This is a genomic window from Arenimonas fontis (genome assembly GCF_008386465.1).
Classification (GTDB): domain Bacteria; phylum Pseudomonadota; class Gammaproteobacteria; order Xanthomonadales; family Xanthomonadaceae; genus Arenimonas; species Arenimonas fontis.
Map to the genome: position 1 here is coordinate 145,010 of NZ_VUOD01000003.1, position 24,534 is coordinate 169,543.

At 70.2% G+C, this 24,534-nt stretch carries 24 protein-coding genes and 1 tRNA gene; 11 read left to right on the forward strand and 14 right to left on the reverse strand.

Annotated elements, in window-relative coordinates:
- The first annotated feature begins 5 nt into the window (after nucleotides 1–5).
- Together F0415_RS04980 and F0415_RS04985 are read left to right on the forward strand one after the other, a co-directional pair.
- Nucleotides 6–689, forward strand: a complete 684-nt coding sequence (locus F0415_RS04980) for a DUF4124 domain-containing protein (protein WP_188310292.1) — start codon at nucleotides 6–8, stop codon at nucleotides 687–689.
- Between the two features lie 115 nt (nucleotides 690–804).
- The gene (locus tag F0415_RS04985; protein WP_149860101.1) at nucleotides 805–1,722 is read left to right on the forward strand and encodes a branched-chain amino acid transaminase; all 918 of its coding nucleotides are present in this window, start codon (nucleotides 805–807) and stop codon (nucleotides 1,720–1,722) included.
- On the opposite strand, the gene F0415_RS04990 is transcribed toward F0415_RS04985, so the two are convergent.
- From F0415_RS04990 to F0415_RS05015, 6 genes are all read right to left on the reverse strand, one after another.
- Nucleotides 1,713–3,050, reverse strand: coding sequence for a HAMP domain-containing sensor histidine kinase (locus F0415_RS04990; RefSeq protein WP_149860102.1), 1,338 nt, complete (start codon nucleotides 3,048–3,050; stop codon nucleotides 1,713–1,715). The two genes, F0415_RS04985 and F0415_RS04990, sit on opposite strands and share 10 nt — an antisense overlap.
- A gap of 7 nt (nucleotides 3,051–3,057) precedes the next feature.
- Nucleotides 3,058–3,738: a response regulator transcription factor gene (locus F0415_RS04995; protein WP_149860103.1), complete on the reverse strand. Its 681-nt coding sequence runs from the start codon at nucleotides 3,736–3,738 to the stop codon at nucleotides 3,058–3,060.
- A 2-nt stretch (nucleotides 3,739–3,740) separates the two neighbouring features.
- Nucleotides 3,741–4,226, reverse strand: a complete 486-nt coding sequence (locus F0415_RS05000) for a hypothetical protein (protein WP_246149884.1) — start codon at nucleotides 4,224–4,226, stop codon at nucleotides 3,741–3,743.
- 302 nt (nucleotides 4,227–4,528) lie between these two features.
- Nucleotides 4,529–5,452: a 30S ribosomal protein S6--L-glutamate ligase gene (gene rimK / locus F0415_RS05005; protein WP_149860104.1), complete on the reverse strand. Its 924-nt coding sequence runs from the start codon at nucleotides 5,450–5,452 to the stop codon at nucleotides 4,529–4,531.
- Nucleotides 5,449–5,889: an ATP-dependent zinc protease family protein gene (locus F0415_RS05010; RefSeq protein ID WP_149860105.1), complete on the reverse strand. Its 441-nt coding sequence runs from the start codon at nucleotides 5,887–5,889 to the stop codon at nucleotides 5,449–5,451. Before F0415_RS05010 ends, rimK begins: the two co-directional genes overlap by 4 nt.
- Before the next feature lie 61 nt (nucleotides 5,890–5,950).
- A tRNA-Gly gene (locus F0415_RS05015) sits at nucleotides 5,951–6,024 on the reverse strand.
- Nucleotides 6,025–6,100: 76 nt separating this feature from the next.
- On the opposite strand from F0415_RS05015, the gene thiS reads away from it, so the two are divergent.
- Genes thiS through F0415_RS05035 form a run of 4 tightly spaced genes read left to right on the forward strand, consistent with a single transcriptional unit; the run spans nucleotide 6,101 to nucleotide 9,750 of the window.
- On the forward strand, nucleotides 6,101–6,301 hold the full coding sequence (gene thiS, locus F0415_RS05020; protein ID WP_149860106.1) for a sulfur carrier protein ThiS: 201 nt from the start codon (nucleotides 6,101–6,103) through the stop codon (nucleotides 6,299–6,301).
- A gap of 56 nt (nucleotides 6,302–6,357) precedes the next feature.
- Complete coding sequence (locus tag F0415_RS05025; RefSeq protein WP_149860107.1) at nucleotides 6,358–7,161, forward strand: thiazole synthase; 804 nt, start codon at nucleotides 6,358–6,360, stop codon at nucleotides 7,159–7,161.
- 14 nt (nucleotides 7,162–7,175) lie between these two features.
- Nucleotides 7,176–7,895, forward strand: coding sequence for a tRNA (guanosine(46)-N7)-methyltransferase TrmB (gene trmB, locus F0415_RS05030; protein ID WP_149860108.1), 720 nt, complete (start codon nucleotides 7,176–7,178; stop codon nucleotides 7,893–7,895).
- A gap of 10 nt (nucleotides 7,896–7,905) precedes the next feature.
- Nucleotides 7,906–9,750: an SLC13 family permease gene (locus F0415_RS05035; protein WP_149860109.1), complete on the forward strand. Its 1,845-nt coding sequence runs from the start codon at nucleotides 7,906–7,908 to the stop codon at nucleotides 9,748–9,750.
- 14 nt (nucleotides 9,751–9,764) lie between these two features.
- On the opposite strand, the gene F0415_RS05040 is transcribed toward F0415_RS05035, so the two are convergent.
- Nucleotides 9,765–10,097 (reverse strand): Rieske (2Fe-2S) protein, encoded by a 333-nt coding sequence (locus F0415_RS05040; protein WP_149860110.1) that lies wholly within the window; start codon nucleotides 10,095–10,097, stop codon nucleotides 9,765–9,767.
- A gap of 22 nt (nucleotides 10,098–10,119) precedes the next feature.
- Here F0415_RS05040 and F0415_RS05045 point away from each other — a divergent pair, with 22 nt between their 5' ends.
- The 4 genes from F0415_RS05045 (at nucleotide 10,120) to F0415_RS05060 (ending at nucleotide 13,172) form a co-directional block, all read left to right on the forward strand.
- Nucleotides 10,120–10,404, forward strand: coding sequence for a hypothetical protein (locus F0415_RS05045; protein ID WP_149860111.1), 285 nt, complete (start codon nucleotides 10,120–10,122; stop codon nucleotides 10,402–10,404).
- Between the two features lie 122 nt (nucleotides 10,405–10,526).
- Complete coding sequence (locus F0415_RS05050) at nucleotides 10,527–11,219, forward strand: fumarylacetoacetate hydrolase family protein (RefSeq protein ID WP_149860112.1); 693 nt, start codon at nucleotides 10,527–10,529, stop codon at nucleotides 11,217–11,219.
- A 60-nt stretch (nucleotides 11,220–11,279) separates the two neighbouring features.
- Complete coding sequence (mscL, locus tag F0415_RS05055; protein ID WP_149860113.1) at nucleotides 11,280–11,696, forward strand: large-conductance mechanosensitive channel protein MscL; 417 nt, start codon at nucleotides 11,280–11,282, stop codon at nucleotides 11,694–11,696.
- Nucleotides 11,697–11,756: 60 nt separating this feature from the next.
- Nucleotides 11,757–13,172, forward strand: a complete 1,416-nt coding sequence (locus F0415_RS05060; RefSeq protein ID WP_149860114.1) for a M28 family peptidase — start codon at nucleotides 11,757–11,759, stop codon at nucleotides 13,170–13,172.
- A 10-nt stretch (nucleotides 13,173–13,182) separates the two neighbouring features.
- Here the strand turns inward: F0415_RS05060 and F0415_RS05065 are convergent, their stop codons facing one another.
- The 7 genes from F0415_RS05065 to F0415_RS05095 form a co-directional block, all read right to left on the reverse strand.
- Nucleotides 13,183–14,403 (reverse strand): M61 metallopeptidase family protein, encoded by a 1,221-nt coding sequence (locus tag F0415_RS05065; protein WP_149860115.1) that lies wholly within the window; start codon nucleotides 14,401–14,403, stop codon nucleotides 13,183–13,185.
- A gap of 35 nt (nucleotides 14,404–14,438) precedes the next feature.
- Nucleotides 14,439–15,155, reverse strand: a complete 717-nt coding sequence (locus tag F0415_RS05070) for a TrmH family RNA methyltransferase (protein WP_425457824.1) — start codon at nucleotides 15,153–15,155, stop codon at nucleotides 14,439–14,441.
- A 67-nt stretch (nucleotides 15,156–15,222) separates the two neighbouring features.
- Nucleotides 15,223–18,345, reverse strand: a complete 3,123-nt coding sequence (locus F0415_RS05075) for an efflux RND transporter permease subunit (RefSeq protein ID WP_149860117.1) — start codon at nucleotides 18,343–18,345, stop codon at nucleotides 15,223–15,225.
- Between the two features lie 10 nt (nucleotides 18,346–18,355).
- Nucleotides 18,356–19,402 carry an efflux RND transporter periplasmic adaptor subunit gene (locus tag F0415_RS05080; protein ID WP_149860118.1) on the reverse strand — a complete coding sequence of 349 codons (1,047 nt, stop codon included), beginning with the start codon at nucleotides 19,400–19,402 and terminating at the stop codon, nucleotides 18,356–18,358.
- Nucleotides 19,403–19,589: 187 nt separating this feature from the next.
- A complete protein-coding gene (locus tag F0415_RS05085) occupies nucleotides 19,590–20,600 on the reverse strand; it encodes a class I fructose-bisphosphate aldolase (protein ID WP_149860119.1) in 1,011 nt (336 codons plus the stop codon).
- Nucleotides 20,601–20,730: 130 nt separating this feature from the next.
- On the reverse strand, nucleotides 20,731–22,200 hold the full coding sequence (gene pyk / locus F0415_RS05090) for a pyruvate kinase (protein ID WP_149860120.1): 1,470 nt from the start codon (nucleotides 22,198–22,200) through the stop codon (nucleotides 20,731–20,733).
- A 73-nt stretch (nucleotides 22,201–22,273) separates the two neighbouring features.
- Nucleotides 22,274–23,449, reverse strand: a complete 1,176-nt coding sequence (locus F0415_RS05095) for a phosphoglycerate kinase (RefSeq protein WP_149860121.1) — start codon at nucleotides 23,447–23,449, stop codon at nucleotides 22,274–22,276.
- Between the two features lie 90 nt (nucleotides 23,450–23,539).
- Here F0415_RS05095 and F0415_RS05100 point away from each other — a divergent pair, with 90 nt between their 5' ends.
- Complete coding sequence (locus F0415_RS05100; RefSeq protein WP_149860122.1) at nucleotides 23,540–24,514, forward strand: L-threonylcarbamoyladenylate synthase; 975 nt, start codon at nucleotides 23,540–23,542, stop codon at nucleotides 24,512–24,514.
- Nucleotides 24,515–24,534: the final 20 nt, after the last annotated feature.

The following is a 24,534-nucleotide window of genomic DNA, read 5'->3' on the forward strand; positions in this document are numbered from 1 at the left end:
CACGCGTGTCTCGGGCCTGCCTGCTTGCGGCCTGCCTGCTGCCGCTCGGCATGCCGTCGTCCGGCACGGCGCCTGCCGCCGCGGCGGACGGTGTGCATCGCTGCCTGGATCCGCGCGGCCAGCCGGTCTACAGCGACCAGCCCTGCGAGCATCTGGGCGCGCTGCCACGCGTCCGGCCCGGTGCCGGGATGGACGCGGACATCGGCAAGGTCGGCCCGCCCGAATGCGCACGCAGTCCGGAGCGCCTGCTGGAGGGCGTGCGCGCGGCCCTGGAAACGCGCGACGTCAACCGTCTGGCCAGCTACTACCACTGGGCCGGCACCAGTGCCGGCGGCGCCCGCTTCCTGATGGACGAACTGGAAGCGCTGGTACGGCGACCGATGATGGCCCTGGACTGGCTGCCCGCGCCGCATCGTGGCGATGCCCCTGCGACCGAAGCGACGACGGCAGCGCCCGTCGGGCCATCGGGCGACCGGGCCCGGCACGCCTCGTCCGCGGCATCCCGCGGTCCTTCCGGCGACTCGTCCGGAGGCGATGGCGGGCCTGGGCCCGCCGACGGCTCCACCGATTCCCTCCACCCGCCCGCCGGCCTTCGGTTGCAACCGGGGATCGGCCCGACGGAGGCGGGCGCAGTCGCGGTGGAGTTCCGCGTGCGCCAGCACGCCGGATGCTGGTGGATCGAATTCTGAGCGGACAGGGCCGGGCCTGACGACGCCGGCGCTCCGGACCGCGCCCCAGCGCAGACGGATCGAATCCCGGGACCACGGGCACCGGCTAGAATTCCCGTTTCTCCCGGAGTCCGCCATGACCCAGTCCTACCCCAGCCAGATCTGGCACAACGGCCGCATCAAGCCCTGGGCCGACGCCACCGTGCACGTGATGGCGCACGGCCTGCACTACGGCTCCTCGGTGTTCGAGGGCATCCGCAGCTACCCCACTCCGAACGGGCAAGCCATCTTCCGGCTGGATGACCACCTGCGCCGCCTGTACCAGTCGGCCAAGGTCTACGACATGGTCATTCCATACGACCAGGCCACCCTGGCCTCGGCCTGCCGCGAGGTGATCCGCGCCAACGGCCTGGAACGCGCCTACCTGCGCCCGATCGCCTACCGCGGCCTCGGCGGCTTCGGCCTGTCGGCGGAAACGCCGGTGGAGGTCGCCGTCGCCGCCTGGCACATGGGACCCTACCTTGGCCCCGGCGTGCTGGAAGCCGGCATCGATGCCTGCGTGTCCAGCTGGCAGCGTTTCGCACCCAACACCATCCCGGCCGGTGCCAAGGCCGGCGGCAACTACCTCAGCGGGCAACTGGTGGCGCGCGAGGCCAGGCGGCTGGGCTTCGGCGAGGGCATCGCCCTGGCCAGCACCGGCCTGCTCAGCGAAGGTGCCGGTGAAAACCTGTTCCTGGTGTTCGACGGCACGCTGCACACTCCGCCGGTAAGCGCCGCCCTGCTCAACGGAATCACCCGCGACACCATCATCCGCCTGGCCCGCGCCAACGGCATCGGGGTAGTCGAGCGCGACCTGCCGCGCGAGTACCTGTATCTGTGCGACGAGCTGTTCATGTGCGGCACCGCCGCCGAGATCACCCCAATCCGCAGCGTGGACGGCCGCCCGGTCGGCGACGGCAAGCCGGGCAAGCTGACCCGCCAGATCCAGGACCTCTTCTTCGGCATCTTCACCGGCCGGACACCGGTCCCGGAAGACTGGCTGGATTACGTCTGAAGGTTCTGGCCGCTTTCATCGGCGTAATCCGCGGCCAAATCATCTCCCTCCGGCGCGAAGCGGAGAGTGGCGACGGCGCCGCGTTCGGGGCGTGGCATGATGCTGACGCGCCAGCCGTAGAGTTCGCAGAGGCGGCGGACGATGGACAGGCCGATGCCGCCGCCGACGGTGCCGGTGGCGCCGGAGCCACGGTAGCCGCGTTCGAACAGGCGCAGTGCGTCTTCCTCGCTCAGGCCGGGGCCGGTGTCCTCGATGCGCACCACCCCGGGCTCGATCATGATCGCCACCTCGCCTTCGGCGGTGTATTTGCAGGCGTTGCCTATCAGGTTGCCCAGCGCCACCGACAACACCGCCTCGGGCGCGTCCACGAACACCCCTTCTCCGCCCTCGACCCGGATGTCCACCGGCTTGTCGCCGATCTGCGCCCGGCTGGCCTCGGCCAGCTGCAGCGCCAGACGTCGCAGCGGCGTGCGCCCGGTACCGCGCTCGTTGCGCGAAAGCATCAGCAGGGCCGTGGTCAGGTCAGCGCACTGCTGCGCCGCACGATCGATGCGGAACAGGCGCTGGCGCATCTTCTCCGGCAGGTCCGGGTTGGCCAGCATCAGTTCGGTGGCACCGCGGATCACCGCCAGCGGCGTCCGCAGCTCGTGACTGACGTCGGAGTTGAACTCGCGGTCGCGCTTGACCAGCGAGGTCATGCGCTCGGCGTAGTCGTCCAGCGCCGCCGCCAGCTGACCGACCTCGTCATTGGCGAAGTGCAGGGCCAACCGCTCCGGTCGCTCCCGCCCGGCCATGTCCTCCAATCGCCTGGCCAGCTCGGTGACCGGACTGATCACCCGCTTGGACGACCACCAGCCCACCAGCAGGGAAAGCAGCGAAAACAGCAACACCGCTCCCACCAGCGCGTAGCTCAGTTGCTGCTGGCTGGCCCGCTCCTGGGCGATGTCGTAGCTGAGAAAGAACCAGTAATCCTCGTCCTTGCGCACCGCCAGCTTGTAGGTGCGGACGCGGCCGTCGGCCTCCCTTTCGCTCACCTCGTGCACGCCGTCGGGCAGGTTGCGCCAGGCGAAGGGTACGTTGCCGAACCGGCGCTTGCTGTAGACGCCACCACGGATCTTGTCGAAAGCGATCAGGTCGGCATTCTCGGGATCGCGGTAGAACTGCTCGGCATAGTCGGCCACGTTCTGCAACAGGGCCTCGCCGATCAGTTGGTCCTCCAGACGTTCGCGCAGCAGCACCGTTGCCGCCGCGAACAACCCGGTCAGGCCGAAGCCCAGCAGGAAGAAGGACAGGATGATCCGGCTGCGCAGCCGATGCCGATAGCGCATGGGCGCCTCAGCCGGCGTCGGGGTCGGCGATCCGGTAGCCGATGCCGTGGCGGGTCTGGATCAGGGCCTTGTCGAAAGGTTTGTCCACCGCCGCGCGCAGGCCGTGGATGTGCACCCGCAGGGAATCGCTGTCCGGCAGCTCCTCGCCCCAGACCCGGGTCTCCAGCTCCTGGCGGGTGACCACCGAGGGTGCGGCCTCCATCAGCGCCTGCAGGATCTTCAGCGCGGTCGGATTGAGTTGCAGCAGCTTGCCGGCGCGCCGGACCTCGAGCGTGTCCAGGTTGAACTCGAGGTCGGCGACGTTCAACACCCGGGGCTGGGCCGCCTTGCCACGGCGGGCCAGCACCGAAAGCCTCGCCTCCACCTCCTGCAGGGCGAAGGGCTTGACCAGATAGTCGTCGGCACCGGACTCGAAGCCCTCCAGCTTGTTGTCCAGGGAGTCCCTGGCGGTGAGCATCAGCACCGGCGTCTGCTTGCGGCCCTCCTGGCGCAGCTTCCGGCAAACCTCCAGGCCGTCCATGCCCGGCAGGTTCAGGTCCAGGACGATCGCGTCGAACTCGTTGACCACGGCCAGGTGCAGGCCGGTGACGCCGTCGGCGGCGTAATCGACCGTGTGGCCGCGGTCTTCGAGGTAATCGCCGAGATTGGCGGCGATGTCGCGATTGTCTTCGACGACCAGGATGCGCATGGTCAGTTGTTTCTGTCCGGCATGACCGCGCGCTGCATGGTCTGCAGCCGCCGCTGGTCGTCTTCGCGCCGGCGACGACGTTCGGCAACGGTTTCGCAGGTGGTGGTTGCCCGGTGGCTGCCGGTCTCGCGCCGCCGCTCGCAGATCAGCCGGCTGTCTTCCGCCGCCTGGGTGAGGATGGTGTTGACCACCTCCTGCTCGTTGAACAGCGCCACCTTCTGCGGCTGGCTGAGCTCGTCCACGGAGGCAACGCCCTCGAGGGTCGCAGCCATGCGTTCGAGCGACTGCCTGACCCGGGCGCGGTCCTCCGGGGCGATCTCGACATAGGTCTTTCCGTCGGCCAGATCCTTCTCGATCTTCGCCCTCTGGGCCGAGAATTCGCCTTCGGCGATGGACAGCTGCTGCGGCTGGGCGAGGGCAACGGAGGCGGCGGCTGTCAGCAGCACGATGGCCGCGCTCCGGAACATGGCGGTCCTGCGATGGTTCATGGGTGGAGGTCTCCGGATACTGGTGCCTGTCTGCGTCCCCGGCCTCCGATGATGCCGCAATCCAGGGCAAAGGGAACATGGGCCATTCGGCCAGGCCGTGGGCCATCCTGCCAATCGTTGCGGCGGGCAAGAAAACGGCCCGGGGACGGTCTGACCGCCACGCCGGGCCGAAAGGTTGCTACTGCCCCGATTGCCGTAAATCCGCGGGAACCACCCTGACGAGGAGGACCGATGGCTTTACCGGCCCGGCTAGCCTAGGTCCGGAGGTATTAAGGAGCCGTTAAATCGGCTTCACCCTTTGGTTAAGCCCGGTGCTTCCGGCGGGGGCGGCGGGGTCGGCCCCGGCCGGCTTCCAGAACCCGGGCCTCGGCCAGGGAGACGATGGCCGATGCCACGTCCACCCCGGAGGCCGCCTCGATGCCTTCCAGGCCGGGACTCGAGTTCACCTCCAGCACCAATGGCCCTCGCTTCGAACGCAACATGTCCACGCCTGCAACGCCGAGACCCATGATGCGGGCCGCCCTGACGGCAGTCTCCGTCTCCACCTCGCTGAGGCGTACCGGGCTGGCCCGCCCACCCCGGTGCAGGTTGGCCCGGAACTCGCCCTCTCCTGCCTGCCGCTTCATGGCCGCCACCACCCGGTCGCCGACCACGAAGGCGCGCAGGTCGGCGCCGCCGGCCTCGGCGACGAACTCCTGCACCACGAAGTTGGCGTAGAGGCCGCGGAAGGCCTCGATGAGGCTGCGGGAAGCGCTGGCAGTCTCGGCCAGGACCACGCCATTGCCCTGGGCGCCCTCGTTGAGCTTGACCACGTGCGGCGGCTTGCCCAGCAGGCCGATCAGGTCCTCGGTGTCATCCGGATTGTCGCCGAATACCGTCAGCGGCAGGCCCAGGCCCTCGCCGGCCAGCATCTGGTGGCAACGCAGCTTGTCGCGGGCGCGCAGGATGGCGTCGGAGGGGTTCGGGCTGTAGGCGCCCATCAGCTCGAACTGGCGAAGCACGGCAGTGCCGTAGAACGTCACCGAGGCGCCGATGCGGGGAATCACCGCATCCACGCCGCTCAGCTCCCTGCCCTTGTACCGCAGCCGGAACGCGCCCGGAGCGATCGCCATGTAGCAGCGCAGCGGATCCAGCACCCGCACCGTGTGGCCGCGGGCGCGCGCCGCTTCGACCAGGCGCTGGGTCGAGTACAGGCGCGGATTGCGCGAGAGGATGGCGATCTTCATGAGGTCGGCGGTTCCTGGCCATGCAGGAAGGAAGCGGCCGGGTCCACGACGAATCGCCCGGCCAGGGCGGTCCGTCCCAGGAGCATGGGGAATAGCATGTTGCGGCGTCGGGTCAGATTGATGTCCGCCTCCCACTCCTGGCCAGCGAGCCTCAGGCTCGTGCGGATGAATACCCGTTGCGTGCTGTGGCCGCCGGAGTCCGTGACCGAGCGGCGGTCCAGCACCGGTGCCTCGGCCAGGCTATCGCCGAACCCGTGCACGCCGGTGGCCACGGCGAAGCGCACCCATTCCACGCCCTCGCGCCGGAAGCTTTCCTGGAATTCCACGTGCAGGGCCGAGGAGCGCGCGCCGGTATCCACCTTGGCGCGCATGGCCACGATGCCCAGGGCGGGCAGGGCCACCCACTCGCGCCAGCCCAGGCAAACGGGCTGCGGCATGCGGACCTCCATGGCGTCGGCCGGAGATGGCGACGGCGGCCGCAGGGCCGCCGTCGGGTCATGGAGCGGGTGATGGGAATCGAACCCACGTCATCAGCTTGGGAAGCTGAGGTTCTACCATTGAACTACACCCGCGTTCGGGGCCGATTATGCGGAGGCCGGCCCGGCCGCCGCAATCTGCCGCGCCCCGCGCCTGGGCTACCATGTGCGCATGCGAGTCCTCCTGAACGGCGAAGCCCGCGACGTGCCGGCGGGCACCACCGTGGCCGGCCTGCTGGAACTGGCCGGTTATGCCGGCCGCAAGGTCGCGGTCGAGCTGAACCTGGCCGTGGTGCCGCGCAGCCGGCATGCCGAACAGGTCCTGAGCGAGGGCGACCGGATCGAGGTCATCCACGCCATCGGCGGCGGCTGAACGCCGGCCTTAAGAAAGGGTTAACTCAGACGCGCCGGCGGGCCATAATCGCGACCATGGAACCCGCCGCTGCCGCCCCGTCCGCCGATCCCCTGGTGATCGCCGGCAAGACCTACCGTTCCCGCCTCCTGACCGGCACCGGCAAGTTCCGGGATCTCGAACAGACCCGACTGGCCACCGAGGCCGCCGGTGCCGAGATCGTCACCGTCGCCATCCGCCGCAGCAACATCGGCCAGAACCCCGGCCAGCCCAACCTGCTGGACGTGCTGCCGCCGGACCGCTACACCATCCTGCCCAACACCGCCGGCTGCTACACCGCCGAAGACGCCGTGCGCACCTGCCGGCTGGCGCGCGAACTGCTGGACGGCCATTCCCTGGTCAAGCTGGAGGTGCTGGGCGACCAGAAAACCCTTTACCCCGACGTCGTGCAAACCTTGAAGGCGGCCGAGATCCTGGTTGCCGAGGGCTTCCAGGTGATGGTCTACACCAGCGACGACCCCATCCTGGCCAGGCGCCTGGAAGAGATCGGCTGCGTGGCGGTGATGCCGCTGGCGGCGCCGATCGGCTCGGGCCTGGGCATCCAGAACCGCTGGTCCATCCTCGAGATCGTCGAGAATGCCAGGGTGCCGGTGCTGGTGGACGCCGGTGTCGGCACCGCCTCCGACGCCGCCATCGCCATGGAGCTGGGCTGCGACGGGGTGCTGATGAACACCGCCATTGCCGGCGCGAAGGATCCGGTGCTGATGGCCGGCGCCATGCGCAAGGCGGTGGAAGCCGGACGCCAGGCCTTCCTGGCCGGGCGCATCCCGAAAAGGCGGCACGCCGACGCTTCCTCGCCGCTGGACGGGCACTTCCTGTGAGCGCGGCCGCGGCCATGTCCGACGCCCGCGACCACGACCCCTGCCAGGACGCTCCGCGGCAACGCCCGATCCGCAGCTTCGTGCTGCGTCAGGGCCGGCAGACCGAGGCCCAGAAGCGCGCCCTGGAGCTGCACTGGCCGGCCTACGGCCTGGACTACACCGGCCGGGTCCGCGACTTCGACGCCGTGTTCGGCCGCCGCGCCCCGCGCGTGGTCGAGATCGGCTTCGGCAACGGCGAGCAGCTGCTGTTCGCCTGCGGGCGCGAACCGGACCGGGATTTCATCGGCATCGAGGTGCATGGCCCCGGCGTCGGCCGCCTGCTCAACGGCGCGGCGGCCGCCCGGCTGCGCAACCTGCGTGTCTACCAGCATGACGCGGTCGAGGTGTTGCGCGACGAGATCGCGCCCGGCTCGCTGGACGAGGTGCGCATCTACTTCCCGGACCCCTGGCCCAAGAAGCGGCATCACAAACGGCGGCTGCTCCAGCCGGCCTTCGTCGCCCTGCTGTGCGAGCGCCTTCGCCCGGGCGGCCTGCTGCACCTGGCCACCGACTGGCAGCCCTATGCCGAGCACATGTGGGAAGTGCTCGATGCCGAACCGCGCCTGCGCAACCGTGCCGGCCCCCGGGGGGCCTTGCCGCGCCCCGACTGGCGCCGGCAGACCCATTTCGAGGCGCGCGGCCTGAAGCTCGGCCACGGCGTCTGGGACCTGCTGTACGACCGCCTCCCGGAGTAAGGCGCGCACCATGGAGACCGGCCTGGCCCTGACCCGCGACATGGTGATCGTGCTGGGCCTGGTCGGCTTCACCATTGGCATGTTCATGTTCGAGCGCATCCGCGCCGATGCGACTGCCCTGGTGGTGCTGGTGGTGCTGGGACTGACCGGGCTGGTGCCGGCCGGCCAGATCTTCGACGGCTTCTCCGGCAATGCCGTCATCAGCGTGATGGCCACCATGATCCTCGGCGCCGGCCTGGACCGCACCGGCGCCCTGCACCGGGTGGCGACCTGGTTGCTGCGCGTGTCCAAGGGCATGGAAGAACGGCTGATCCTGCTGGCCTCGGCCCTGGCCGGTTTCAGCTCGGGCTTCATGCAGAACCCCTCGGTGATGGCCCTGTTCCTGCCGGTGGCCTCGCGCCTGTCCGGCCGCACCGGCATCGGCCTGGGCCGGCTGCTGATGCCGGTGGCGGCGGCCATCGTGCTGGGCGGCAGCCTGACCATGATCGGCAGCTCGCCGCTGATCCTGCTCAACGACCTGCTGGTGGCCGCCAACCGCAACCTGCCCTCGGGCGCGGCCACCCTGGAGCCGCTGGAAATGTTCTCGCCGCTGCCGGTGGGCGCGGCGCTGTTGCTGGCCGGCCTGGCCTATTTCCGCTGGTTCGGCCGGCGACTGCTGGGCCGCGAGGTGGGCGAGGAAAAAGGTGTCGCGCCCGGCCGCACCCAGAGTTATTTCGCCCGTGCCTACGGCATCGAAGGCGAGGTGTTCGAACTGACCGTCACCTCCGAAAGCCCGCTGGTGGGCATGAGCGTCGGCGAGGCCGAAGCGCAGAAGGACGCTCCCCTGCTGCTGGCCCTGCTCAGCGGCAACGAAGCCCGGCTGGCGCCGCCGGCCGACCAGATGATCTGGGTGGGCAGCGTCCTGGGCGTGATGGGCAAGCGCGAGGAAGTACAGGACTACGCCCAGAAGAACCTGTTGCGCATGTCGGCCCGGCTGCGCAACTTCGCCGACCTGTTCAATCCCAGCCGCTCGGGCATCTCCGAGGCGGTGATCCCGCCCACCTCCTCTTTCATCGGCAAGACCCAGGCCCAGCTGCAGTTGCGCAAGCGCTTCGGTATCAGCCTGCTGGCGATCAACCGCGAGGGCCAGGTCTGGCGTGAAGACATCCGGCGCATGCCGCTGAAGGCCGGCGACATGCTGGTCTTCCACAGCATCTGGACCGACCTGGCCCAGGCCAGCGGCGGCCGCGACTTCGTCGTGGTCACCGACTACCCCAAGGGCGAACAGCGGCCGCACAAGCTGTGGTGGGCCCTGGGGGTGTTCGTGGGCGCCATGGTCCTGGCCCTGACCACCCTGGTGCCGGTACCGATCGCGCTGATGACCGGGGCGGCGGCGATGATGCTGACCGGCGTGCTGAACATGGACGAGGCCTACGCGGCAGTGAGCTGGAAGACCGTGTTCCTGATGGCCTGCCTGATTCCGCTGGGCTGGGCCATGGATTCGACCGGCGCCGCCGCCTGGGTCGCCCAGCAGCTGCTGGAACGGATCGGCCCGGACGTGCCGCAGTGGGTACTGCAGGCGGCGATCGGCCTGCTGGCCACCGGTTTCGCCCTGGTCATCGGCAACGTCGGCGCCACCGTGGTGATGGTGCCGATGGCGATCAACGTCGCCCTGGTATCGGACGGCAGCCCGCTGGCCTTCGCGGTCCTGGTGGCGCTGTCGGCCTCGAACAACTTCCTGAGCGTGTCCAATCCGGTACTGGCCATGGTGACCGGTCCGGCCGGATACGGGCCGCGCGACTTCTGGCGGGTCGGGGCCCCGCTGACCGCGATCTATCTGGTCATCGTCCTGCTGATGGTGAACCTGCTGTTCTGACCAGGCCGAGGCGGTCAATCCAGGCTCACCGCCACCGGCAGCAGCGAAGCGCCCTTGCAGGGCCCGGCCACGCACTCGCCACGGCCCAGCTCGAACGTGGCCCCGTGCGCGGCGCAGACCAGATGCCCCTGCTTGTCCACCAGGAACCGGCCTGGCGCCCAGTCCAGGCGGCGGCCGGCATGCGGGCAGATGTTGAGCCAGGCACGGACCTCCGGTCCTTGTCGCAGCACGATCAGCGATTGCGTCTCGCCCTCGAGCTCGACTTCGCATTCGGACAAGCCCTCGGGCGGCTCGCCGGCCAGGCGGATTAACGTTCCACTTACACTTTCCACGGGCAGGCTCGCCATACTGCGACCCCCGTAGTCTGCCATGCAGCCGATGACCTTCGTCTTCCACCGCCTGTTCGCCTATCGCCCCTGCAAGCCGCGCAATCCGCTGCTGCGGGCGCTGCTGGGCCTGCTCGGCCTGGTCCTGCTGCTGGTGCTGGTGGCCTTCGGGGTGGTGATCGGCCTGGGCATGCTGCTGTTCGCGGCGCTGCGCCGCCTGCTGCGCAACCGCCGCGAGGACGCGGTCCGGCCGTCGCCAGCCGGCGACGTCATCGAAGGCGAGTACACCCTGGTACGCAAGCCCGGCAGCCGGCTCGGCCTGCGCTGAGGCGCCTTCCGTCGGGCAGGCGCGACCGCCTTCCCGACGAACGAGGGCACGACGGGAGGCCGGGGCGAACCGATGGGGCGAACCGATAAGATCGGAACCCCAGCCGAAACCTCCCGAGCGCGATGACCCAGACCGTCTTTCCCGCCCCCGTCCCGCCCAGCCTGCCGGTGCGCGGCACCGGGGCCCGGTTCCCGGTGCACCGCATCTACTGCATCGGCCGCAACTTCGCCGACCACGCCAAGGAGATGGGCGCGGCGGTGGACCGGGGCAATCCGGTGTTTTTCGCCAAACCCGCCGACGCGGTGGTGCCGGGCGGCGGCCTCCTGCCCTATCCGCGCGGCACCTCGGACCTGCATCACGAGGTCGAGCTGGTGGTGGCCCTGGGCCGGAACGCCGAGGGCGTGGTGCCGGTGGACGGCGCCCCGGCTCTGGTATTCGGCTACGCCGTCGGTCTGGACCTGACCCGGCGCGACCTGCAGGCCAGGGCCAAGGCCGGCGGCTTGCCTTGGGACACGGCCAAGGGCTTCGACCGGTCCGCACCGGTCAGCGAGATAGTGCCGGTCGGCCTGGCCGGAGCAATGCCGCCGCGCCGGCTCTGGCTGGACGTCAACGGCGAGCTGCGCCAGCAGGCCACTCTCGACCAGATGGTGTTCTCAGTCGCCGAGGTCATCCACGAGCTCTCGAAACTGTACGACCTGCGCGCGGGCGACCTGGTGTTCGCCGGCACCCCGGCCGGCGTCGCCGCGCTGCAGCCAGGCGACCGGTTCCGTGCCGGACTGGACGACCTGGTGGAACTGGCCGGCGGCATCACCTGAGCCGGCTGGTGTAAATTCCGGCAGGCGGCGACCGGCCGCCTGGCCATGGGAAACGACACGATGGGCATGATCTCCGAGTTCCGGGAATTCGCGATGCGCGGCAACGTCGTGGACCTCGCCGTCGGCGTGGTGATCGGCGCCGCTTTTGGCAAGATCGTCTCCTCGCTTGTGGACGGGGTGATCATGCCCCTGGTCGGGCTGATGGTCGGCGGTGTGGACTTCAGCGACCTGGCCATCGAACTGCGTGCCGCCGGCGTGGACGCCGCCGGCCAGGCCGTCCCGGCGCTCACGCTCAACTACGGCGCCTTCATCCAGACCATCGTCGACTTCCTCATCATCGCCTTCGCCATCTTCCTGTTCATCAAGGCGATGAACTCGCTCAAGCGCAAGCAGGAGCAGGCCGCGGCGGCGGCGCCCGGCCCCAGCGAGGAAGTGAAGCTGCTCACCGAGATCCGCGACGCGCTGAAGTCGCGCTGATCCCGCTCCGTTCCACGCCGCCGGCCCCGGGCCGGCCTCCCTCCGCAAGGACACGAAAGGATGCGCGCCCTCCGCCGCTTGTTCGCCGCTTTTCTCGCCCTCTCTACCTTTCCCGCCAGCGCCGGCGACACCGGCCTTGACGCCGCCGCGATCGCCACTGCCGAGCGCCTTCGCGAACAGGCCCTGGCCGGCAATGCTGCCTGGGACTTCGTGGCGGGGCTGACCACCGAGATCGGCCCGCGCCTGGCCGGCACCGAGGCCGATGCCCGCGCCGTCGCCTGGACGAAGGCACGCTTCGAGGCCATGGGTTTCGACCGGGTCTACCTGGAACCGGTGACCTTCCCGGTCTGGTTGCGGCACCGCGAATCCGCCGCCGTGCTGGCGCCCTTCCCGCAGCCGCTGGTGGTGACGGCGCTTGGCGGCAGCGTCGGTACCGATGGGCCGCTCGAGGCGGAGATCGTCGAGTTCGCCACCCTGGATGCACTCAAGGCGGCGCCGGAGGGCAGCCTGCGGGGCAAGATAGCCTTCATCAGCAACCGTATGCAGCGTTTCCGCGATGGCCGTGGCTACGGTCCCGCCGTCGGTGCGCGTAGCAACGGCGCGGTGGAAGCCGCGCGCAAGGGCGCGGTCGCCGTGCTGATCCGTTCGATCGGCACCAGTAACGACCGCTTCGCCCATACCGGGGCGATGCGTTATGTCGCGGACGTACCGCGCATCCCGGCCGGCGCGCTGTCCAACCCCGACGCCGACCAGCTGGTGCGCATGATCGAAGCGGGGCATACGGTCCGCCTGCGCCTGGACATCTCCGCCGAGACCGTCGGCCAGTACACCTCGCACAATGTCATCGCCGAGGTCACCGGGCGCGAACTGCCGCAAGAGGTGGTGACCATCGGCGGGCATCTTGATTCCTGGGACCAGGGCACCGGCGCCATCGACGACGGCGCCGGCGTGGCCATCACCGCCGCCGCCGGCGCCCTTATCGCCTCGCTTGAGCAGCGCCCGCGCCGCACCGTGCGGGTGATCGCCTATGCCAACGAGGAGCAGGGCCTGTACGGCGGCAAGGCCTATGCCGAGGCGCGCGCCGCCGAGGGTGCCGTTCCGCTGCATCAGCTGGGCGCCGAAAGCGATTTCGGCGCCGGCCGCATCTATGCGTTGCGCGCCGGGGTCGACGATGCGGCCTGGCCGGTGATCGAACGTATCGGCCAGGTGCTGGCGCCGCTTGGCATCACCACCGAGCGCGGCGTCGGCGGTCCCGGACCGGATGTGGGCCCGATCGTCGCCAAGGGCGCCCCCTGGGCCCAGTTGGCCCAGGACGGCACCGACTATTTCGACTACCACCACACGCCCAACGACACGCTGGACAAGATCGAGCCGGCTGCCCTGGACCAGCAGGTCGCCGCCTATGCGGTGCTGGCCTGGCTGGCGGCCGAAACCACGGTGGACTTCGGCAGCGCGCCCGCGAAGGCGGCGGAGTAGTCGCGCCGCCTCAGCGCAGCAGCGCGGTGTCCAGCACGCGGGAGGGCGCGCCGGTCAGGGCTTCGAATTCGCCGGCCAGATCCTCGCGGGAGACCTCGCGCAGGGGCAGCAGGCGGATCACCAGGTCGTCCAGGTCCCGCCTGCCGCCGCTACGCTCGCCGATCTCGGCGTCCAACTCGCGGAACAGCTGCACGGCGCGGGCGGTGACCGGACCCCGCGAGCGATCGGTATCCAGCGACGTCACGCCGCGGCCGTGACGGCGCATCCAGCGGAAGGCCCTGTTGGCCCGGTCGGGGCTGATCAGGCCGGCCCGCCGCAGCAGCTCGATCGAGTAGTACTCGGCCAGGCCTTCGGCGATCCAGTCGTCGCCATCGGCACCGCGGATGCGGGTGATGACGTGGAACAGTTCGTGGGTGAGCGTGCTGGTACCGTTCTCGCTGATCAGCGGCCGATCGGCATGCATCCACAGGGAACGGGGGCCGGACAGGCCGCCGCGCCACATCGGATCGCCGGCGCTGACGATCAGCAGCTTGCGCGGCACCTCGCCGAAGGCCCGCTGGAACTCCGGCACCAGGTTGTACAGGAAGGCCAGGGTGTCGTTGCGGCGGATGACATCGCCCTTGGGGCCGGCCACGCTGATCTCGGTGTCGCCGACCCGTTCGCGACGGGTACCGACCGAGCCGGCGATGATCCAGCCGGTCGGCCGGTCGAAGCGGCGTTCCGGATTGACGATCACGAAGGACTTGCCATCGCGGCTGCGCAGGTAGGGCGTGTCCGCATTGGTCCAGCCTTCGGGCAGCACGAAGCGCAGTCGCGCCCTGGAGTCGGCGCCCCGGGTGGCGCGCACGGTGGCGCGCGGCACCAGGTCGTCGCCGCGGGCGATCACCCAGTCGGCAGTGATGCGGGCATCATGACCGCCGTCGCGGCGACGATGGTCGATCAGGTGCCGGTAGCGCAGCCGGGCCGGCTCGCCGCGTGGCGGCGTCCAGTCGATGTAGTCGCCGTCCCGGACCACCTCGCCATCGCCGTAGACGCGCGGATAGCGCGCCTCGGGCATGTACAGGCGCATGTGCCGGACCTCGCCGGTGCCGGGCTTCAGCCGGATGGAAACGTCGGCCTGAGCCTCGGCGGGCAGGAAGCGCACGACGTACTCGACGCCGTACTCGGTGCGGGCCTGGGCGGACACGACCAGCCCCAGGCCCAGGATCAGGGCAAGCAGGAAGCGTTTCATGGGGCCGAAGTATGCCCGGCCCGGGCTGAACGGGTTCAGGTGCGGTGCTGGCGCCACCACTCGCCCAGGAATACGGCAGTGGCGGCGGCGACGTTGAGGCTTTCCACCGCGCCCGTGCCGGGAATGCCCAGGCGCATGCCGGCGACGCCGGCCAGGGCCGGATCCATGCCCTCGCCTTCGGCGCCCATCATCAGCAGCAGGCGCTCCGGCAGGACGGTGCCGTACAGCGGCTGGCCACCGCGGACGACGGTGGCGGCGGCGACGAAGCCGGCGGCTTCCAGCCGCACCAGGCTCTCGTCCGGCCGGCCCAGGCGCACCAGCGGCACCTGCTCGGCGCCGCCCTCGGCCACGCGGGCGGCCGCGCCCGACAGGCCCAGCGACGAGCCCTGCGGCAGCAGCAGGCCGGCCACGCCGAAATGCGCCGAGGAACGCAGGATGGCGCCGAGATTGTGCGGATTGCCGACGCCGTCCAGCCACACCGCCAGCACCGGCCCGGCCGGCAGGCCGCGCAACCAGGCGTCCAGGCTGCGTTCGACCGGGGCGAGGGCGGCGAACACCACACCCTCATGGTGCCCGCTGCCGGAGAGGCGACGCAGATCCTCGTCCCCGACCACCGAGTAGCCGATCCGCCGGGCCACACACCAGGCCAGCACCGGCTTCAGGGCCGGAAGGCGCGATTCCAGCAGCCAGACCTTGCGCAGGTCCTGTGGCCGCTGCCGGAACAGGGCCAGGCAGGCATTCAGGCCATACACCCTCTGCTCGCGGACAGCAGCCGGACCAGGGCGACCCGGGGGCAGCGCCTGAACGGAGCGGCGCCGATCAGGCATGGCCGCCCACCGATGGGGTTTCCCGCTCCAGCTTCTCGAGCCGGCGCGCCACCGCTTCCGGCGAGCGCGTGTAGGGCGCCAGCAGCGCATAGAACGCCGGAATCACGAACAGCGAAAGCAGGGTGGAGAAGGCCACGCCGAAGATCACCACGATACCGATGGTGACCCGGCTGGCCGAACCGGCGCCGCCGGCCGTGACCAGCGGCACGGCCCCGAAGATGGTGGCGATCGAGGTCATCAGGATCGGCCTCAGCCGGGTGGCGGACGCCTCCAGGATGGCCTCGCGCACCGCCCGGCCCTCGTCGCGTAGCTGGTTGGCGAACTCGACGATCAGAATGCCGTTCTTGGCTGCCAGGCCCACCAGCATGATGATGCCGATCTGGCTGAACAGGTTCAGCGTCGAGCCCATCAGCCACAGGCCGATCAGGGCGCCCAGTACCGCCAGCGGCACGGTCAGCATGATCACGATCGGATGCAGGAAGCTCTCGAACTGCGCCGCCAGCACCAGGTAGACGATGAGCAGCGCCATCGCGAAGGTGAACAGGACGGTGCCGCCGGCGCGCTGGTATTCCAGCGATTCGCCCTTGTAGTCGAGCTGGGCGTAGTCGGGCAGCTCCTCGGCCGCCACCTGGCGAACCCAGTCCAGGGCTTCGCCAAGGGTGTAGCCCGGGGCAAGGCCAGCCTCGAGAGTGATCGCGCGCAGGCGGTTGTAGCGATTCAGCGTGCCTGGCTCGGCCACTTCGGTCAGCGTCACCAGGCTGGACAGCGGTACCAGCTCGCCGCTGCGCTGCGATCGCACGTACAGGCTGCTGAGGTCGGCCGGGCTGGCGCGGTCGGCCTGGCGCGCCTGCAGGACCACGTCGTACTCCTCGCCGTCGTCCACGAAGGTGGTGACCCGGCGGGAACCCATCATGGTTTCCAGGGTTCGACCGATCTCCTGGGCGGAAACGCCCAGGTCCGCTGCCCTTGCCCGGTCCACCTCGATGCGCATCTGCGGGCGCGTTTCCTTGTAGTCGGAGTCCACCGACAACAGGTTGGGGTTCTGTTCCATGCGCGCGACCATCCGGTCGCGCCAGCGGGCCAGCTCCTCGTAGCTGGGTCCGCCCAGCACCACCTGCAGCGGCTGGCCCGAGCTACGGACAAGGCCCTGGCGCACGATCGGAACCGCGCGCACGCCGGGCACGCCGGCCAGCTCGCGCCGGGCCTTGGCCACCACCTCGTCGGTCGTCTGCTCGCGTTGTCCCCAGTCGCTGAGGATGACGATGGCCTGGCCGGTATGCATCTCCTCGCTGCTGCCCCAGCCGGCCGGTGCCCGGCTGATCACCCGGTGGATGGGCTCGCCGCCGTCGCGCATGGCCAGCAGGCGTCGCTCGATCTCCTGCAGGTTGCCCACCGTGTAATCGAAGCCGGCACCCTCGGGCCCGGACACGCTGACGAAAAAGGAGCCGCGATCCTCCGGCGGGGCCAACTCGCGCGGGGCGGCGGCGAACAGCAAGGCGGTCAGGGCGAAGGTGGCCAGCATGGCGACGATGAACAGCACCGGCCGGCCTACCGTGTGCTCAAGCAAGCGACGGTAGGCTTCGGTAAGGCGAGCTAGCCGACGGTGCACCCAGGCATCCAGCCCGCGCGGGGCGGTATGCGGCCGCACCAGCAGCGAACACATCATCGGGGTGAGGCTCAGGGCCACGAAGGCCGACAGGGCGATGGCGCCGGCCATGGTCACCGCCAGCTCGCGGAACAGCCGGCCGTTGTTGCCCTCCATGAAGGCCACCGGCAGGAACACCGAAATCAGCACCGCCGTGGTCGCGATCACGGCAAAGGCCACCTGGCGGGTGCCGCGCCGCGCCGCCACCAGCGGCGGCTCGCCCAGGTCGGCGCGGCGCTGGCAGTTCTCCAGGACGATGATGGCGTCGTCCACCACCAGGCCGATGCAAAGCACCAGGGCCAGCAGGGTCAGCAGGTTGATCGAGAAACCGAACAGGTACAGACCCAGAAAGGCGGCGATCAGGCAGACCGGCACGGTAACGGCCGGAATCAGCGCGGCGCGGGCACTGCCAAGGAACAGATAGATCACCACCAGCACCAGCAGGATCGCCTCCAGCAGGGTCATGTAGACCCGGTTCACCGCCGACTGGATGAACACGGTGGCATCGTAGGAGACGTCCAGGGTGGTGCCCTCGGGCAGGGTCTCGGCGATCCGCGCCATCTCGGAACGGATGCCCTCGGCCACGTCCAGGCTGTTGGCGGTGGAGGTCTTGATCACGCCAAGGCCCACCTGCGGCAAGCCGTCGCCACGGTAGTAGGCGCGCCGATCGGCCGCCTCCAGCGTGACGTCGGCGATTTCGCCCAGGCGGACGATGTGGCCGTCCGGGCCCTTGGCCACCGCCAGGCGTTCGAAGTCTTCCGGACCCTGGTAAGCACGTTCCACCCGCAGGGTGAAATCACGGCTGGCGGACTCCAGCCGCCCCGCCGGCAGCTCGACGTTTTCGCGCCGCAGGGCCTCCTCGACATCGGCCACGGTCAGGCCGCGCGCCGCCATCGCCTGCCGGTCCAGCCAGATGCGCATGGCGTAGCGCTGGGCGCCGCCGACCCGGACGTTGGCCACGCCGTCCACCACCGACAGCCGGTCCACGATGTAGCGCTCGGCGTAATCGGCCAGCTCGAGCTGGTCCATGGTCCGGCTCTGCAGCGCCAGCCAGAGCACCACCTCGGCGCCGGCGGCCACTTTCTCCACCTCGGGCGGGTCGGCCTCCTGGGGCAGGCGATCCAGCACCCGACTGACCGCGCTGCGCACGTCGTTGGTGGCGCTCTCGATGTCGCGGTCGAGGCTGAATTCGATGGTGATGTCGAAGCCGCCGTTGCGGCTGCGCGACTCCACGCTGCGGATACCCTCGATACCGGCGATGGCATCTTCCAGCACCTGGGTCATTCGGGTTTCGACCACCGCGGCCGAGGCGCCGGTGTAACTGCCATCGATCGAGACGATCGGCGGATCGATGTCGGGCAGCTCGCGCAGGGTCAGGCGGCTGAAGGAGATCAGGCCCAGGGCCACCAGCATCAGGCTCATCACCGTGGCCAGGACCGGCCTGCGGATCGACAGATCGGAAAGCACCATGGCGCGCTCCTCAGCCTGCAGCGGCCGGTTCGGGATTCGCCTCGGCCACGCGCATGCCCGGGCGCAGCTTGACCACGCCATCGACGACGATGCGATCGCCGGCCGACAGCCCTGCGGCGACCTCGACCTCTCCGGCCCGACGCGCGCCCAGGGTTACCGGAACCTGCTCGACCGTGCCATCCTCGCGCACCCGGAACACATGGGCGTCGCGGGCCACCTGGGTGACCGCGATCTCGGGCACGACCAGGGCCTGCCGCTCGGGCTGGAACAGCCGCAGCGTCAGCAGCATGCCGGGGCGCAGCAGCCGGTCCGGGTTGGGAAGTTCCGCGCGGACGGTGACGGCGCGGGTCACCGGATCCACCCGGGACTCCACCGTGGCGACCCGGCCTTCGAACTCTCGCTCCGGCCAGGCCGCGCTGCGGGCACGCACCGTCTGGCCCGGTGCGACCGCCGAAAGGTAGGTTTCCGGGATGGTGAAGTCGAGCTTGATTACCGATATGTCGTCGAGACTGGTGATGGTGGTGCCCGGCGTCACCAGGGTACCTGGGCTGACCTGGCGAAAGCCGAGCACGCCAGCGAAGGGGGCGGTGATGACCCGGTCGGCCAGGCGGGCACGGGTGGCGTCCAGGCGCGCGCGCGCCGACTCCATGGCGGCACGCTGGGTGTCGAGCTGGCCGGCGGAGATCAACTTGCGCTCGGCCAGCTCGCGCTGGCGTTCGTACTGCTGCCGGGCTTCGCGGTAGGCGGCGGCGGCCTCTTCCAGGCCGGCCAGTTCGGCCTTGCCCGACAGATCCACCAGCACATCGCCGGCCTCGACCTCGTCACCGTCTTCGAAGTTCACCCGCACCACCGTCTCGGTGACCTTGGCGGTGATCAGCACCGACTCGTTGGCCCGGGCGGTGCCCAGGGCCTCGATGGTGTCGCTCCATGGCTGCGGCTGCACCACCGTGGTGGTGACCACGACCGCCGTGGGTGGTCCGCCGTCCGCCGTTTCCCGGCCGCAGGCGGTCAGGAGGAGGACGAGCAGGAGGACGGACGGCGGGCGCAATCGGATCATGGGGCGGGGACTTCCTCGGTCTGGGGCCCGCGGCCGCGGGCGGGTCCAGGCATGGACCCGGGGTCCGGGCAAAAAGTTCGCAAGGGCCCGATTCTACGCCGCCCCCGACCGCCCACGGGTGACGGCGGCGCAAAAACGCGAACGCCGGCACGGGGCCGGCGTCCGCGGGTCCACATGGCTGGCCGGCTCAGGCGGCCGACTTCCAGCGGCCGAGCGCGGCCAGGCCGTTGTCCTTGGCGCGGGCGTACACGGTCTGCTGGGCGGCAGCGTAGTTGCCGCTCATGTCCCTGGCCCAGAGCTTCAGCGCCGCCGACTGCATGGCGCGGCCGTAGCTGAAGCTCAGCGGCCAGGGCTTGGGACCCATCTGGTTCATGGCATTGAGATGGGCGGTGGCAGCCTCGTCGCTCTGGCCGCCGGAAAGGAAGACGATGCCCGGCAGGGTGGCCGGCACCGAGGATTTCAGGCAGCGCAGGGTCAGTTCGGCGACCTCCTCGATCGAGGCCTGCTCCGGGCAGCTCTTGCCAGGCACGACCATGCTGGCCTTGAGGATCGTGCCCTCGAGCATGACGTTGTGCTCGTACAGGGCACCGAACAGCGAACGCAGGGTGACCTCGGTGACCTCGTAGCAGGTGTCGATGTCGTGATCGCCGTCCATCAGCACTTCAGGCTCCACCATCGGCACGATGCCCTGCTCCTGGCACAGCGCGGCGTAGCGGGCCAGGGCGTGGCTGTTGGCCTCGATGCAGGTGCCCGAGGGCATGTCCTCGCCGATGGTGATCACGGCGCGCCACTTGGCGAACCTGGCGCCGAGCTTCGCATACTCCTTCAGGCGGTCGCGCAGGCCGTCCAGGCCTTCGGTGACGAGCTCGCCGGGGAAGCCGGCCAGCGGCATGGCGCCCTTGTCCACCTTGATGCCGGGAATCACGCCGGCGTCCGCCATGACCTTGGTGAAGGGCACGCCGTCGCGGGTGGACTGGCGGATGGTCTCGTCGTAGAGGATGGCGCCGGAAATGTAGTCGCCCAGGCCCGGGGTGGTCAGCAGCATCTCCCGGTAGGCGCGCCGGTTCTCCTCGGTGCTCTCGATGCCGACGGCCTCGAAACGCTTCCTGATGGTGTTGGTGGACTCATCGATGGCGATGATGCCCTTGCCTGCGGCCACCATGGCCTGGGCGGTCTCGGCGAGTTGGTCGATGCTCATGGGACGATTCCGGGGGTGTGGCTGGGAGCCGGGCATTATACCCGCCCATCCCCGGCCAGGCTCGGATCGGCCCGGGGACCGGGCCAGGGGCAGGATCGGGATCGGCCCGAAACCGCCTCCAGGACACGCCTCAGAGCTCGCCCAGGCCCTCGGCCTTGCCGCCGGTCCCGACCTGCAGCAGGCGCAGGGTGTTGGTGGCGCCGTGCAGCTGCATGTGGTCGCCGCTGGTCACGATGACCCGGTCGCCCTCGGCCAGCAAGCCGGCGCCAAACAACTGGCCGATCGCCCGGGCGGCGGCCTCGCGGCTGCCGAGGCCGTGACTGTCGAAGTCCACCGGAAACACGTCGCGCACCAGGGCCATGCGCCGGCGCGCCGGCGCATGCCGCGACAGGCCGTAGATCGGCACCTGCGACCGGAACCGCGACAGGAAGCGGGCGGTCCCGCCGGATTCGGTCAGGGCGACGATGGCCCGCACCTGGATGTGCTCGGCCAGGAACATGCTGGCCATGGCGATGGCCTGATCGGCCCGCTGCAGGCCGCGCGGCGCCTTCTCGAAATCGGTGTCGCGGTCGAACTGGCGTTCGGCACCCAGGCAGATGCGCGCCATCGCCTCGACCGCCTTGACCGGGTGCTGGCCCGAGGCGGTTTCGGCCGACAGCATCACCGCGTCGGTACCGTCAATGACCGAGTTGGCCACGTCCAGCACTTCGGCCCGGGTCGGGATCGGGTTGTCCACCATGGACTGCAGCATCTGGGTGGCGGTGATCACCACCTTGTTGTGCTCCAGGGCCGTGCGGATGATCTTCTTCTGCAGACCGGGCAGCTCGGCGTCGCCGATCTCCACGCCCAGGTCGCCGCGCGCCACCATGACCACGTCGGCGGCGGCGGTGATTTCCTCGAGGTTGGCGATGGCCTCGGCGCGCTCGATCTTGGCGACGATGGCGGCGTCGCTGCCGGCAGCCCGGGCCAGGCCTCGTGCCTGCTCGATGTCGGCGGCATTGCGGCAGAACGACACCGCGATGAAGTCCACGTCCAGGCCGGCGGCGGTGACGATGTGGGCGCGGTCGGCCTCCGACAGCGCCCCCAGGGACAGACCGCCGCCGAGCCGGTTCAGGCCCTTGCGGTCGGCCAGCACGCCGTCGGTCAGCACCTCGGTGCGGACGGCGTCTGCCTCGACCGCGACGACACGCAGGGCGATCAGGCCGTCGTCCAGCAGCAGCACGTCGCCGGGAGCGACGTCGCCGGTCAGGCCGAGGTAGCTCACGCCGACCCGGGATGTGTCGCCGGGCGGAGCATCGGCGCGGCAGTCCAGGGTGAAGGCCTGGCCTGCCTGCAAGGTCACCCGGCCCTCGGCGAACCGCTCGATCCTGATCTTCGGGCCCGGCAGGTCGGCCAGCACGCCCACTTCGCGGCCCTGGCGCTCTGCCGCCTCGCGCAGCGACGCCACCCGGGCCGCATGCTGGTCGGCGCTGCCGTGCGAGAAGTTCAGCCGCACCACATTGACCCCGGCCCGGACCAGGCCGTCCATCACGCCCGGCGCGTCGGTGGCCGGTCCCAGGGTGGCGAGTATCTTGGTGCGGCGCTGGATCGGGTGGCTCATGGCGGCGGCCCGCGGTCGGTGTCCCGGTTACGCTAGCACGGGCCCGCGACCTTGCCGTGACGTCCGCGCCGTTTCAGGCCGCGCGCGCCTTCAGCGCCGCCACCGCCGGCAGCTCCTTGCCCTCGCAGAACTCCAGGAAGGCGCCGCCGCCGGTGCTGATGTAGCCGATGCCGGATTCGACCCCGTACTTCTCCACCGCCGCCAGGGTGTCACCGCCGCCGGCGATCGAAAACGCCGGCGAGGCGGCGATGGCCCGGGCCAGGGCCTCCGTGCCCTTGCCGAAGGCGTCGAACTCGAACACGCCGACCGGGCCGTTCCAGATCACGCTGCCGGCCTTGCCGATCAGCGCCGCGTAAGCCGCGGCGGTGTCCGGACCGATGTCCAGGATCATGTCGTCGGCGCCGACTTCGGACACCTTCTTCACCGTGGCCGGGGCGTCGGCGGCGAAAGCCGGCGCCACCACCACGTCGGTCGGCAACGGGATCTCGGCACCCCGGGCCCTGGCGTCGGCCATGATCGCGCGCGCGGTTTCCAGCAGGTCGGCCTCGCACAGCGACTTGCCGACCGGGTGTCCCATGGCGGCGATGAAGGTGTTGGCGATGCCACCGCCGACGATCAGCTGATCCACCCTGGTTACCAGGTTGGACAGCAGCGCGAGCTTGGTGCTCACCTTCGAGCCGGCGACGATGGCCAGCAGCGGCCGCGCCGGCGCATCCAGGGCCTTGGCCAACGCGTCCAGCTCGGCCATCAGCAGCGGCCCGCCGCAGGCCTGCTTCGCGAACCGGATCACGCCGTGGGTCGAGGCCTGGGCGCGGTGGGCGGTGCCAAAGGCATCCATGACGAACACGTCGCACAGGGCCGCGTACTTTTTCGCCAGGGCCACGTCGTCGGCCTTCTCGCCGACGTTCATGCGGCAGTTCTCCAGCAGCACGATCTGGCCGGGCTGCACCTCGACACCGTCCACCCAGTCCTTCACCAGCGGCACCTCGCGGCCCAGCAACTCGCCCAGGCGCGCCGCCACGGGCGCCAGCGAATCCTCGGCACTCCACACGCCTTCTTTTGGCCGGCCCAGGTGCGACATCACCATCACCGCCGCACCCTTCTCCAGGGCCAGGCGCAGGGTCGGCAGCGCCGCCTGGATGCGCTGCTCGGAAGTGATGCGGCCGTCCTTGACCGGCACGTTCAGGTCTTCGCGGATCAGGACGCGCTTGCCGGCCAGATCGAGGTCGGCCATGCGGAGGATGGACATGGTGCGGCTCCAGAGGAACGGAAAGGCGGCATTTTCCTCCCTGCGGCCGGGTGGCGGCAAACCTCCGGAGGGCATGGGACAATGCGCGCCATGACCACCCACGACGCCACGATCGAGGAAGCACTGGCCGCGCTGCGCCGCGGCGAGGCCATCGGCCTGCCCACCGAAACCGTGTATGGCCTGGCCGCCGACGCCGGCAACCCCGTGGCCGTGCGCCGGGTGTTCGATCTCAAGGGTCGACCGGCCGACCATCCCCTGATCGTGCACATCGCCGGTCCCGAGGCCATGGATGCCTGGGCGCGCGAGGTGCCCGACGGTGCCCGTGCCCTGGCCCGGGCATTCTGGCCGGGGCCGCTGACCCTGATACTGCGCCGCCAGCCGCATGTGCCCGACGAGGTCACCGGCGGCCAGGACACCGTCGGCCTGCGTTGCCCCGACCATCCGCTGGCGCTGGAACTGCTGCGCGCCTTCGGTGGCGGCCTGGCAGCGCCCTCGGCCAATCGCTTCGGCCACCTCAGCCCGACCAGCGCCGCGCATGTGCGGGCGGAGTTCGCTGAGGCCGTGCCGGTGGTGCTGGACGGCGGCGAATGCCGGGTCGGCATCGAGAGCACCATCGTCGACCTGTCCGGCAAAACACCGCGCATCCTGCGACCGGGAATGCTCGGCCGCGAAGTCATCGAAGCGGTGATCGGCCCGGTCGCCGAGGGCCCTGCCGGCGACAGCCCGCGCGCATCCGGCACTCTCGAGGCGCACTACGCGCCGCGCACGCCGCTGCTGCTGCTGCCGCGGGAGGCCTTGCGGGTCGAGGCCGAACAGCAGCAGACACTGGGCAAGCGTGTGCAGGCGCTGGTGCTGGACATGCTGCCGGAAGGCCTGCCGGGCCTGGCCCTGCCGGCGGACCCGGCCGCCTACGCGCACGGCCTGTATGCCGCCCTGCGCGAGCTGGACGCCCGCGGCGCCAACCTGCTGCTGGCCGAACGCCCGCCCGCCCACCCGGACTGGCTGGCCATCCACGACCGCCTGCGCCGCAGCGCCGCCGGCAGTGTCGCTGGCGACTCCACCTGAGGTTCTCGACGCGGACGAAG